Origin of the sequence: Bacillus sp. FSL K6-0972 (assembly GCF_037976035.1) — a bacterium.
Lineage (GTDB): Bacteria > Bacillota > Bacilli > Bacillales > Bacillaceae > Bacillus > Bacillus haynesii.
Map to the genome: position 1 here is coordinate 339717 of NZ_CP150260.1, position 12869 is coordinate 352585.

Consider the following 12869-nt stretch of genomic DNA (forward strand, 5'->3'; position numbering starts at 1 on the left):
AGCCCGTTCCAAAAGGAAGCGGGCTGTCTTCGTGTGTTATTGGGCGCTGTTTTTCCAGTTGGTCAAATTGTCGAACACCTCTTTTGTAATCCGGGTGCCTCTGTTGTACGAAGAGCCGGCGTATACTCCATTTGTGTGTACGGCAAGCGAGCATGGACCGCTGCAGTTCGTTCTTGAACTGCTTTGTTCGAATACCGGTGAACCGCTTTGTCCTCCGTACGTGTCCATTGCATACTGCAATTTATACGTTTCGGAGATGGCAATTGGTCCTGAATGCTGCCATTGTGTGCCGGTTGTTTTATCGCCTGGATAGCCGCTGATGGTAACAGTTGTCCCGACAAGTGATGAAGTGGTGTACGAGTATCCGAAGTATCCGACAGTATTGCCGATCGGTTCGCTTAGTTCAATTGCACCGTAATCGTAGTTGGTGTTCCCGCTTCTCCATCCTGACGGAATAAAGTAGCGCGTTGATTTAACAGAGCCGTAAGGATAGCTTGTCCCGTTCCGTCCCGGCGAGACAGTGGCTGTACCCGCAAATGAACCGCTTGATGTGTCATAGATACAGTGCCCGGCTGTTGCGACGGTTTTCGGACCGATCATCCATCCGGTGCACGAACCGATGCTGCTTGAAATATGAACGATCGCTCTGTACGGATATGCTGTTGTGTTGGTCACCCTTGTCCGATCATCAGAACCAATCACCGATTTAATGCTGTAAGGAGCTTTGGCGGGTGACTTTTTTTCCGCTTTTTCTTTTGTTTCATTCACTTTGCCGGTGCCTGTAAATGCTTTTGAATACAAGCCGTATTGATCGCTCTTAATGTTTGGGTCATAAGTAACCGATGTTTCCGCTTTGTATGAAGGATCGCTTGAAACAGGAGTATGAGGCGATGATGCGGCTTGGGCCGGGTGGATACCTAAAGAATAAATAGAAATACCAATGAGACCTGTGATCAAACCTCGTTTAACACTCTTTTTACTAACCAAATCGTATCACTTCCTTATTTTGTTGTAAGTACAAGTTAGATATTAACAAAATAATTCTGAATTTTCCATATGTTTAAAAAAGATCATACTAAAGGCGTGTGTTAACATTTTGTTTGATCATATTGATACCGGGTAATGTACATGAAGAAAAGAAATTGAGGGGGGTTTAGGTTGTATAGTGATTTAAAAGGAAAAACAGCAATTGTGACCGGTTCTTCAAAAGGTATAGGCAAGGCGGTTGCAGAAAGGTTTGGAAAAGAAAAGATGAATGTGGTTGTCAATTATCACAGCGATCCCGGAGGCGCACGGGAAGCCGTCGACAATATTCAAGCAGCGGGTGGAAACGCGCTTGCGGTAGAAGCTGACGTGTCTTCTGAAGAGGACGTGAAAAAGCTGATTAATTCAGCAGTTGAACACTTTGGTTCACTTGATGTCATGGTCAATAATTCAGGATTTAACGGCGCAGGCGCCTTCCCGCACGAACTTGAGCTTGATGAATGGCAGAAAGTGATCGACGTTAATTTAACCGGTGCGTTTCTCGGCGCACGGGAAGCCTTAAGATATATGGCGGACCGCCACATGAAAGGAAGCATACTCAATATATCGAGCGTTCATCAGCAAATCCCGAGACCGAAAAATGTTCATTACTCCGCTTCAAAAGGCGGAATGAAGCTGTTAACAGAAACGCTTGCCCTTGACTACGCGGACAAAGGAATCCGCGTCAACGCGATCGCGCCGGGAACGATTGCGACCGAAAGCAATGAAGACTTGGAGGGAAGCCGCAAGTCGGCACAGCTGAAAAAGATACCGATGAACGAATTTGGCGAGCCTGAACAAGTGGCTTCCGCAGCGGCATGGCTTGTGTCGAAAGAAGCCGCCTATGTAACGGGCGCGACTTTGTTCGTTGACGGCGGCATGACGCTGTATCCATCACAGCTGGAATAGAAAAGCCTGTTTTTTTCAGCTCCCGTTCTGCCCTTTTTCGAATGGCGGAATGGGGGCTTTTTCATTATGTTACCTTTTATATCCTGTTTTTGTATATAATAGTTAAAAAGATGAGTTTAATAGCTTTAATGCTATCACAACTTTAAATAAAAAGGAGATTATCATGCAAAACAATGTCGTTCACATTGCCTTCGGCGAGTCTGCTGGCGGCAGTATAAACATGATGCTCAAACAGTTGGGAGGAATCCAGGAAAAGAGTCTGATCGTTCTTCCTGAATTATTTTCCATCGGGCCGCTTCAAAAGCTGGAAGTCAAAGAAGGCAGGGTCAATCGTTATCAATGGCTGAAAACGCATCTGAATGACCGATTTCACGAGCTTGGAGAGATATACAGCCGTTTTGAAGATGCGGTTTCTGCATTAAGCCGTATTCATGAGCAAGCCTCCGTCTTTATGTGGACGGGTGATCATGCACATGAACAAACGGGCCTGAGGTTTGTACACTATATCCTTCGGCAAATGAACCTTGCTGTTTTCCATCTGAATACGTCGAAGTACTTTCCCCATACCCGAAGTTCTGGTGAATTGAATGATGAAAAACTGAGATTCATTTATGAACAAGGGGATCAGGCGGCTTTGACAGCCGCTGAAAGACGGCGCCTTGCAGAGGAATGGATAGCGCTGTCTCAGCAGACAAGCGTGTTACGAGTATGGGATGACGGTAGAATCAAAAGCGTGAAGGAGGATTTTTATGATTCGTTCATAATCGGCAAGCTGGCACAGCTTCAAAAAAACCGTTCAGCCAAAACCTTTATCAACTGTCCCCGCCTGGTCGGCGAGGTCATTGGCCATCTGGAGGAAAACATCGGAGATGAATATATCGAGTACCGTATTTTAGAGCTGATCCGCAAAGGTATTTTTGAGATGGAAGGCGTACCAACAGGAATGAGATACTTTAGTGTCAGGTTAAAATCGCCATGTAAGTTCACCAGTTAAATCCAATTATCTCAATTTTCATGAAACGATTAATGGTATATTTCGTATACATAAGGAGAAGAAAATGAAAGAGAGGTAGACAGGATTTGGTTCGTGAACAGTTAAAACAAAAAGCGCAATCCATCAGTAAGGTTCCCTCACATTATCAGCTCATGATCGAAGATTACGGAGAAAAGTACGAAAAAGAGAGCCGGGCTTTTTTCGCCTGGCAGGACGTTGAAGAGCCGGAGCGGGACATTTCGGTGGAGTTAGATCATCACGGCCGCTTAATCAGTTTGACAAAAGAGTATGAACCGGTGGTCGAGGAATCTCTTCCGGAGGAAAGGCTGCTGCAAATCGCCCTTCAGTTTACAGAACAGCATTACCCGAATGCGTCACATGAATTCGTTTTCCATGAAAAGAGGGAAACAGAACAATTCGTCCGTTTTACGTATGTCCAGACTGTCCTTGAGCTGCCGCTTCCGCAAACGGGCTTTTATGTCCGGGTCGCCAAGAACGGAGAGGTGATGGAGTTTCGCTATAACGGCGGAACGAGCTCTTTCTCCATTCCAAAGCAGATCGCTGATAAACAATCGGTGACAGCCGATTATCTTAAACATATTCAATTCGAATTGGCGGTCGAAAAAATCCGCAGTGAACTTTATGAAGGGGGAGATGATCGCCCGCATCTTATTTACGAAGCTGACTTGCCATTTTTCAGCTATCCCGCCGATATCACGGAAAAACGCCATATGAAGCCTGCGGCGGATGACGAGGATGAGGAGGAAACATTGCCGCTCCCTTTGCTGCCTGAGGATGACCGTCATGCTGATATCGATGATATGATTGGCTTTACTCGTTCGATGCGGAAAATCCGTGAAACCGATATGGGAGAGTCAACTGGAACGGTATGGCGCCTGGGAAACGACCCTCAGCCGAGAGACCGGAGTATAGCCGGCTACTTTGAAACATGGAACCAAAATACGTTGAAAATTATGAAAGACAAAAAAACGGGGAAGCTCAAAGGAATAGCTTCTTTCATCAAATCGGAAGGCTCTCTTGCCTTGAGCGGGGAAGACTGCTTGAAACGGGCGCTGCAATTTTTGTACAAGCTTTATCCGGACGCTGATCAGCTTTTTCGAATGCATCCGGCGGAAAATGACGGGGACAGGCCAAACGCTTTTTTTCAATTTGATCTTCAATACAAAGGGGTGCCGTTAAGGCTTGGCTCTGCCAATATCAGTGTTAATCGGACAACCGGCAGGGTCGTCGGTTATCACGGTCCGGAAATCGAGCCGGAAGCGCTGGCCGATCTGAGTCCTTCGCCATCCATTTCAGAGGAAGAAGCGAAAGCCGTTTTTGCATCGTCATTTGATGTGAAGCTGCAATGGGAAAGGGATTACAGTCGGGAAAAGGATGACTTCTACAGGCTTGTCTACCGGCCGGTATACCCGTACTTTATCGATGCCCATGACGGAAAGGCGTTTATGAGCAAAAACATGTAATGAACGGCGGCTGGCTGAGGCGCAAAAGCCCCCGGCCGCCGCCTCTTGTAAGATCAGACGTCGTCCTCGGTTCCAGTGGAGATCGGATGGTCGGGGTAGCTGATCCAATCGCTCCAGCTGCCGGCATACAGCTTCACATTTTCAAATCCGGCTTCTTTTAGGCCGAGCACATTCGGGCAGGCTGATACGCCCGATCCGCAATAGACGACGATTTCACTGCCCGGCTCCAAAACAGCATAGTGCTGTCTGAGCTGTTCTTTGCTTTTCCATAATCCGCTTTCGGTCAGATTGCCTTTCCAAAAAAAGTTTTTGGCACCGGGAATATGGCCGGCCCGGTGATCGAGAGGCTCGGTTTCCCCGGTGTATCTGGAAGGGGCACGCGCATCGATCAGGATGGAGCCTTTTCTGCCGATTCGTTTCAGCACTTCTCCGGCATCAAGCAGTTCGTTTTCTCTGAGCGCCGGCTTAAATTCGCGCTGGATAGGACGGAGAACCTCGGCCGTCATCTCATAGCCCGATTTGATCCAATTGGACAGACCCCCATCCATAATATAGACGCTGTCATGCCCGAGGTAGTGAAGCTGCCACCAAAAGCGCGCCGCAAACATGCCGCCGCTGTCATCATAGACAACGACATCTGTTTGCCGGTCAATGCCGATTTTTCCAAGCTTTGCGGCCAGATGGTCAGGGGCTTGAAGCGGGTGTCTGCCGCCGTGCTCTTCCACCTTGCGCGACAGATCCTCTTTTAAATCCATGTAAACGGCTCCAGGCAGATGGCCTTTCGTGTACGCTTTCCGGCCTTCTTCCGGTTTTGTCAAATCAAACCTTACATCGACAATAACCGTTTGATCCGGTTTTTCCATTAATCGTTTGTATACCCATTCAGGGCTCTTCACTGCTGACATTTCGTGATCCCTCCGTTCTCATTTGTTTTTTCTCAATTCTGATAATAGAAGAATAGCTTTCTTTTATGGGGAGTGTCAAAGATAAATCCCGAAATCGTCATCACCTAAATGAAACAGAATATGATAAAGGTGACGACATCATGGGGGTGACTAAAATGGCAGTGGTTCAGGCTTCTTCTAAAGATATCGCTCTTTTGGCCAGACTTTTGAGAGCGGAGGCTGAAGGCGAAGGCGTGCAAGGAATGCTTATGGTCGGAAATGTCGGAATCAACCGCATCAGGGCAAACTGTTCCGACTTTGTGGGACTTCGCACCATTCCGCAGATGATCCATCAGCCGCATGCCTTTGAAGCCGTGACGCACGGTTATTTCTATCAAAGGGCACGGGAAAGTGAAAAGCGCTTGGCGCGCAGGGCGATTAACGGAGAGCGGCTTTGGCCGGCAAAGTTCAGTTTGTGGTATTTCAGACCGGCGGGGGCGTGTCCCGCACAGTGGTATGATCAGCCGCATGTCGGCCGCTTTAAATCGCATTGTTTTTATGAGCCGACAGCAGAAGAGTGTGAGAATGTCTATAATACGTTTTAACAAAAACATCCCTTTTCAACGGATTTTGAAAAGGGATGTTTTGCTGTTTAAATATTACTTTTATATAAATATAAAAATAACTCGGTAATGTTAATTATATAACTTTATTAAAAGAACAGGATAGATTTTTTATGTATTCTTTTATTTAATTGTTCCTGTTCCTTTCATGCCGTTGCTATAAACTAATTTAGGATTATATTTTGAAGGCCAATTACCTTTATATAAGAAGAAATATGGTGTTATCGCATCCTGTTTAGCAACTAATTCAGCTGTTGGAAATACACCAGAACCTATAGAATATGCTTGATATACAATTTTAGAACAATAAGTTTTTTCAGTATTATAAAGCTCGAAATTCATTCCATTTACAAAGCCATATGTAGCTTTTGGGTTGTACATATGTGCCCAATAACCTGCTAGTTCAGCTTTATGTTTATTATTAATTCTGACAACCTTAGTCGGTCTATTTTTCTTTTTAAACCAATTTGAAATAGATTTATTAGTAGGGTGATCGCCTTTTCCGGTTATCTCCATGATTTGATTTGGACTTGAAACAATAGCGGTATGCCCGACTAATCCCCAAAGAGCTCCATCACTAGTTACTAAAATATCACCAACTTGTGCTGCCTTCCCATTTGGATATTTGTACGCTGCACTTGCAGATTGAGCGCTAAAAGCAAGTGCTAAAATAAAAACTGTAAATAAAGAAACTAATAATTTTTTCAAGGTAAATTCCTCCTTTTGATAAAAAAAAGAATATCCCATATATATCTAAAAAACAATATAATCTACAAAAAAAACCAGTTAAAATAATTAAAAAATGTTTTATGTTGCATATATACTTTTCCTATGAGATAACTTAACTTAACAATTGGGAACGACAATTTTAGAGAAAAAATTCAGGAGTATTACAACCTTTTCAATTTGTAATGTAACTGTAAAGAAACTTGGCTTTAATTGTCGAAAATAGATGGTATAATAACGTCTGTACATCAGTTCGGATATTTTTGTCATAGGTCGTAAGAATGGAAGATTCATTTATTCATAATGTTCGATCGAATTCACATAATGAAAAAACAAGAATACATAAAGGAAAGAGGAGTAGAAAGTGAAGAAAAAGGTTTATACTTTTGGTTTAGCGTCGATTCTCGGAACAGCTAGTCTATTTACGCCCTTTATGAACAACACAGCATCGGCAGAAACATCTCAGCAAAAACAAGAAATTCAGCAAAAGCGCTCTGAAGTGAACTCAGGCATCGAGAGCAAGCGAAAAGAAATCGCCAAGCTGCAAGAAGAGCAGAAAAAGCTTGAAGCCAAAATCCAAGAGCTTGATAAAAAAGCACTTGAAACAAGCAACAAAATCGAAGATAAGCAAAAAGAAAACAAAAAAACGAAAAAAGAAGTGGAAGCTCTGAAAAAAGAAATCAAAGAAACCGAAAAGCGGATTGAAGAGCGTTCAAAAGTGATTAAAAATCGCGTGCGCAGCCTGCAGGAAAACGGCGGATCCCAAAACTATCTGAATGTCCTTCTGGGCGCACAAAGCTTCGGAGATTTTATCACTCGTGCAACTGCTGTTTCAACAATTGTTGATGCGGATAAAGACCTGCTTGATGAGCAGGAGAAAGATAAAAACAAGCTTGAAAAAGCAATGTCTGACTTAAATACAAAACTGGATGAAATCCAAAAAACATTAGCCGATTTAAAAACGCTTAAATCGGATCTTGATAAACAGCTGAAAGAACAGGCGAACCTTTCTAAGCAGCTGCAAACGAAGCAGGCGGCAGCAGAATCAGAGCTGAACGATCTGAAAAAAGAAGCAGGCTCTCTGACAAAAGAGGAAGCCGCTCTTGAACAAAAACTTAAAGAAGAAAGAGCTGAAGCGGCTGCAGTAGCAAAAGCGAAAGAAGAATCTGCGACGGCTGAAAAGTCTGATTCAGGATCTTCATCAAACTCAAGTTCAGGTTCAGTCAGCAAATCTGACGGATCGTCCAACAGCGGTTCTTCAAGCAGCAAGAAAAGCAGCAGCCCGTCAAGACACTACTCTTCCGGTTCTGTTGTAAGCAGCAATGGAAATGCGATTGAAGTTGCCATCAGCACAGGTTCAAGCATCGTCGGCAGATCTCCGTACCATTGGGGAGGCGGACGCACACAAGCTGATATCGACAACCGTCGTTTCGACTGCTCATCATTCGTGCGCTGGGCTTATGCATCAGCAGGCGTAGAGCTTGGATTCGGTGCGACAACAAGCACGCTTGTCGGCAAAGGACGAGCTGTGAGCGCGTCTGAAATGAAGCGCGGAGACTTGGTCTTCTTTGACACATACAAAACGAACGGCCACGTTGGTATTTATCTAGGCAATGGCACATTCTTGAACGATAACAGCTCACGCGGGGTATCCGTCGATTCTATGAGCAATTCTTACTGGAAGCAAAAATTCAACGGAGTTGTCAGACGGGTCGTTGAATAAAATATCATACAGAAACAAACGCCGTTCCTGATCGGGAGCGGCGTTTTTATATTACAGCGGCAAGTCGCGCTTTTTAAAGATGAGAATGCTGAGTGCGAAGGCGGCAAAACCGACTGCGGCGAGAACAAAAGACACTTGAGCGATGTCGGCGCTCCCGTTCACAATATCGCCCGGTCTGAATAAAGAGAAAACCGACAGGCTCCTCAGCCATTCCGTCTTTTCGCTTAATTTCCCGAGCAAGTCGAAGCTGAAGAATAAAAACGTGATGCCTCCGGAAAGTCCGAGGGCCCTTTTTTCGTCATTTGAAATGGCCGAAAAGAGGAACGAAATGCCGCCGACTGCAAAGAAGAGCAGAAAGCCGACCAAGTTCAGAACGAGAAACCTTGACACATTAAAATCGTAATCACCGTCCAGCATCAAATGGTAACCAGCCAGTCCGGCCGCTGTCGTCACGGCCATAATGATCAATAGGCCTGTCGTTAAAACGGCTGCTTGGGTGAAAGCCACTTTGCCGCGCGTTGTCGGCGCAGACAGAATATATGCCATTGATCCTTGATCCACGAGCTTTGCCAAAAGCTTTGTCGACAGCATGACAGAGAAGATCGACAAAATCACGATAAAGATTAATCCGTAATACTCTCCAGACATAAAATCTTCGAGATTCCCCAGTCCGTTTTCAAACCCAAAAGCATTGAGAAAGCCTTCCGGCATCGATTTGATCATTTTCTCAATATCCTCCGCATTGCCCGCGATGCTTGGATAAATGCCCAGTATCAAAAGGATATAGAAAGCGGAGCCTACTCCGTAGCTCATGATTCCTTTCATGTTTGTTCTCATCATTTGTTTGTACAGGGAGAAGTTCATTTCACTGTCTCCTTTCTGTCATAGTAGTTCATGAAAATTTCTTCCAAGCTTTGTGAAGAAGCATCAATATGCCGAATATGGTATTTGGCTGTTTCTTTAATAAATTGATCATGGTTCCCTAAAACGGCTACTTTGACACGATTTTCCGTCCGGGACTCGATTTGCAGACCCGAATTCATGAAGGCGGGAATGTCGCCCTTGTTTTCAAATGTAACTTCGAATACTTTTCGCTGCATCGACTGCAGTTCATGAATATCCTTGACGGCAATGATGATGCCGTCTTTTATAATGGCGGCTCTGTCACAGGTTCTTTCGATTTCCTGAAAGCTGTGGGAAGACATTAAAAACGTCGTTCCTTTCGCTTTTTCTTCGAGCACGATTTCAATAAACACTTTTTGCATCAGGGGATCGAGGCCTGATGTCGGTTCATCAAGAATGATGACTTCGGGGTTGTGCATAAAAGCGGCGACAATCCCGACCTTTTGCTTCATTCCTTTCGACATTTTTCTGATCGGAGTATGAACATCGAACTGGAGCCGTTCGATGAGTTCATTGCGCTTAGCTGTATCTTTTAAGCCGTGCATGTCTGCCATGAAATCGAGAAATTGTTTTCCCGTCATGCCTTCGATAAACGCAATCTCTCCGGGAAGATAGCCGATATGCCGCTGAATGTCGCCTTGATGATTCAAGACGTTCATTCCGTTCACTTTGATATCGCCTTGATCAGGCTTCATAAACCCCATGATATGTCGAATGGTTGTCGATTTTCCGGCTCCGTTCGGCCCTAAAAACCCGAAAACTTCACCTTTTCGAACATGAAATGAAACATCAAATATACCTTTACCGTTGGAAAACTTTTTCGTAAGCCGTTCAACTGTCAGCATGTGACACCTCCAGAAATGAAAATTATGAAATAATAATGATTGAAAATTACATAATTTATTTTACGTTCTTATGAACTTTTTTGTCAACGAAAATTAGTGAAATATTTATATGTTATAATTTCATTAAGAAAGATAAGTAAGGATGGTTATATGAACGGATTTGAAAAAAGGGCATTGCTGATTAAAGAGAAGATCAAAAAAACGGCTTTGGAAATGCTCAAAACATGGGAGCCAAAGCGCATCCGGATAACCGATATTGCAAAAGAGGCAAATGTTTCGCAGGTGACGATTTATAATTACTTTGGAAGCAAAGAAGCGCTCCTGAAAGAGGTTTTCAAAGACTATATCGATCATTCTATCAGCGAATTTGAAGAATATATGAACAAAGATATTTCGGTTAAAGAAAAGATTGAATTGATGATATTGCAGAAAAGGGAAGCCAATAATCAAAAATTCGCTTTAACGGTCATCAAAGAGGTGATGATCGAAGACAGTGAAATAATGGATTATGTAAAGAGGCAATACGATGAAAAAATCATTCCCCTTATGCTCCAAATGATTGAAGAAGGTCATCGGACAGGTGAAATCTCTCCTAAAATCACCGCGGAAAGCTTTCTCATCTTTATGAATATGATCATTGAACATTCAAAAACTCTGGGTGAAGCCTTTGAACAAAACAGGCAGTTTACAGAGGAAATGATGCACATTTTCTTCTATGGTTTGTGCGGCAGACCGTAGATGTGTTTTTTTAGAATAAAATTGTCATCTCTGTCATTTCTGTGAACCGCTGAAACAATTTCCTTGCTTTTCCGTATATAAGGCAGATACAAAAAACGAAAGGATTTACTAAACGATGAAGCACTCCTTTTTCTTTTTTATGTTTATTGCCTTTTTTCTTGTCACAGGTTTTTCTGAAGCAGGCAAATCCTTCTCGATCGAGCGGGCTGATATACGCGCAACAGTAAAAGAAAACGGTGATTTAAGCGTAGAGGAAGTTTACACATACGATTTTAAAGGTTCTTTTGAAGGGGCGACAAGATCGTTCAGCGAAGAAACCGCGAGCCGTTTGAAGAATTTTAAAGCCTATCTCCTTCCGGATCACCAGAGAAAGGGCGATCAAGCCATCCCGTTAAAGACAAAGAAAGAAGACGGGACTTATTTTGCTTATTCGGCATCAAAGGATGAAACGAAAAATGTAATGTTTCGCTATGTGATCGAAGATGCCGCTCAAAAGTTTGAAGACACGTCGATTTTGATCCATTCATTTTACCAAAAGGCAAATACGGATTTCGGCCGCGTAAAGATTGAAGTGCACCTGCCTGATTCGGTAAAGGCGCGGGATATTCATGCGTTTTTGCGTGAAAAAGGAAACGGAAAGATTACGAAGGTGAACGATTCATCAGTCACCTACGAGACAGAACTCTATCGCGCAGGCACGGGCTCCGAACTGAGAATATATTTTCCGCAAAGCGCCTTGAAGGAGGCGGTTCGGCACCCTTCTTATCAGACGAAAGATGAGCTGCTGAAGGAGGAGAGAGACGAGGCGAAACGCTACGCAGATCGGGATGAACGGATTGCCGGCGCTGACAGGATGATTTGGATATTTTCGGGGATTGTCGGGTTCATGGTCATCATGGCTGTCATGCTTTCGTTTTTGAGGAAGAGACGCCGTGTCATGCTTTCGTTTGAAGAACTCGAGTCCTTTGATCCTGTGCTTGTCGCTTTTCTTTACAAAAAAGGCCGTTTCACAGACCGTGATCTCCTTGCCGGCTTGCTTTCGCTTTATCAGCGGGGGTTGGTCACTATGCGGAAGGTGCAGGCGGAAGAGAGGTTTCTCCACGATCCTAAGGCGCCTGATGACACATACCAATTCGAATTTTCCGGAAGCAAGGCGGATTTGCCAAAGCCTGATCAGCTCTTAATCGAAAAGCTTTTTGAGCAAACGGGCAGCGATACCTATATGTTCAGGCTGGATTCCCTTAGCGGGCCGACTGAGGAGGAATGCAAGCATAAGGAGCAGTTGGGCAAATATGAACGAAAGAGGATCATTCTTCAAAACGTGGTTCAAAAATGGACGGAAAGCGTCAGACAAGCGCCTGAATTTAAGGAGCTGTTTCAAGAAAATCGCTGGCTGAGAATGCTGTCGCTTTCACTGCTTTCTGTCCATACCGGGCTCCTGCTCTTTATCTTGTATGCAGATGTGGTGCATCCGGCCGGATTCATGACGGCTTGCGTCATATTTGGCTTTGCGCTGTCGGCAGGCATTGTTCTTGCGAAATCAAAGCTGTATACGACTCTGTTTTTGGCCGGATTGTTTTTGGCGTCTGTTTTTACTGACAGCGTTCACACCATTTTGTATTACGGCATATGTGTCGGGCTGTCCATTTTATTAATTGCTTTCATTCCGGCCGTGAAAGAAAACAGGTATGCCTCCATCTGCCGAAGATCGATTCTTTCCTGGAGAAACCATCTGAGAAAAGAAGATTTGTTCTCAGGGAGAAGCCTGTCTCAAAACGAAAAGACGATGATCTATGCAATTGTGCTTGAGGTTGAGGATGATTCTGCCGTGTGGCTCAATCAATCAGCAAACAGGCTTGATTACGCTTCCCCTGTACTGGGTATGGCCGCAGCCGGCTGTTTGCATTATCCGTTTTACAGCTGGCAGCTGCCGTCTTCGCAGGAGCACGCCGGGGCATATGATGCAGGCGGTCCCGGAGCGGGCGGGAGCGACGGGGCAGGAGCTTTTTAAGTTGAA

The 12869-nt window shown here is 44.4% G+C and carries 12 protein-coding genes; 7 read left to right on the forward strand and 5 right to left on the reverse strand.

Annotated elements, in window-relative coordinates:
- Positions 1-36 precede the first annotated feature (36 nt).
- Positions 37-987, reverse strand: coding sequence for a serine protease (locus tag MKX80_RS01885; protein ID WP_339227835.1), 951 nt, complete (start codon positions 985-987; stop codon positions 37-39).
- A gap of 171 nt (positions 988-1158) precedes the next feature.
- Between MKX80_RS01885 and MKX80_RS01890 the strand changes: the two genes are divergently transcribed.
- The 3 genes from MKX80_RS01890 (at position 1159) to MKX80_RS01900 (ending at position 4410) form a co-directional block, all read left to right on the forward strand.
- Positions 1159-1932, forward strand: a complete 774-nt coding sequence (locus tag MKX80_RS01890; protein ID WP_154998070.1) for a glucose 1-dehydrogenase — start codon at positions 1159-1161, stop codon at positions 1930-1932.
- A gap of 163 nt (positions 1933-2095) precedes the next feature.
- Entirely contained in the window at positions 2096-2926 is an 831-nt protein-coding gene (locus MKX80_RS01895) for a DUF1835 domain-containing protein (RefSeq protein ID WP_268324723.1), read from the forward strand.
- An 86-nt stretch (positions 2927-3012) separates the two neighbouring features.
- Complete coding sequence (locus MKX80_RS01900; protein ID WP_216930720.1) at positions 3013-4410, forward strand: YcdB/YcdC domain-containing protein; 1398 nt, start codon at positions 3013-3015, stop codon at positions 4408-4410.
- A gap of 53 nt (positions 4411-4463) precedes the next feature.
- Here the strand turns inward: MKX80_RS01900 and MKX80_RS01905 are convergent, their stop codons facing one another.
- Positions 4464-5315 (reverse strand): sulfurtransferase, encoded by an 852-nt coding sequence (locus MKX80_RS01905; protein WP_268324721.1) that lies wholly within the window; start codon positions 5313-5315, stop codon positions 4464-4466.
- Between the two features lie 155 nt (positions 5316-5470).
- Between MKX80_RS01905 and MKX80_RS01910 the strand changes: the two genes are divergently transcribed.
- Complete coding sequence (locus MKX80_RS01910; protein WP_154998105.1) at positions 5471-5899, forward strand: cell wall hydrolase; 429 nt, start codon at positions 5471-5473, stop codon at positions 5897-5899.
- 141 nt (positions 5900-6040) lie between these two features.
- On the opposite strand, the gene MKX80_RS01915 is transcribed toward MKX80_RS01910, so the two are convergent.
- Complete coding sequence (locus tag MKX80_RS01915) at positions 6041-6625, reverse strand: hypothetical protein (protein ID WP_268324719.1); 585 nt, start codon at positions 6623-6625, stop codon at positions 6041-6043.
- 382 nt (positions 6626-7007) lie between these two features.
- On the opposite strand from MKX80_RS01915, the gene MKX80_RS01920 reads away from it, so the two are divergent.
- A complete protein-coding gene (locus MKX80_RS01920; RefSeq protein WP_182069391.1) occupies positions 7008-8366 on the forward strand; it encodes a C40 family peptidase in 1359 nt (452 codons plus the stop codon).
- A gap of 51 nt (positions 8367-8417) precedes the next feature.
- Here MKX80_RS01920 and MKX80_RS01925 read toward each other — a convergent pair whose 3' ends face one another.
- The gene (locus MKX80_RS01925) at positions 8418-9230 is read right to left on the reverse strand and encodes an ABC transporter permease subunit (protein ID WP_154998080.1); all 813 of its coding nucleotides are present in this window, start codon (positions 9228-9230) and stop codon (positions 8418-8420) included.
- The gene (locus MKX80_RS01930) at positions 9227-10114 is read right to left on the reverse strand and encodes an ABC transporter ATP-binding protein (RefSeq protein ID WP_182069387.1); all 888 of its coding nucleotides are present in this window, start codon (positions 10112-10114) and stop codon (positions 9227-9229) included. Before MKX80_RS01930 ends, MKX80_RS01925 begins: the two co-directional genes overlap by 4 nt.
- A gap of 150 nt (positions 10115-10264) precedes the next feature.
- On the opposite strand from MKX80_RS01930, the gene MKX80_RS01935 reads away from it, so the two are divergent.
- Entirely contained in the window at positions 10265-10852 is a 588-nt protein-coding gene (locus MKX80_RS01935) for a TetR/AcrR family transcriptional regulator (RefSeq protein WP_154998084.1), read from the forward strand.
- A 115-nt stretch (positions 10853-10967) separates the two neighbouring features.
- Positions 10968-12863 (forward strand): DUF2207 domain-containing protein, encoded by a 1896-nt coding sequence (locus MKX80_RS01940; RefSeq protein ID WP_268324716.1) that lies wholly within the window; start codon positions 10968-10970, stop codon positions 12861-12863.
- Positions 12864-12869: the final 6 nt, after the last annotated feature.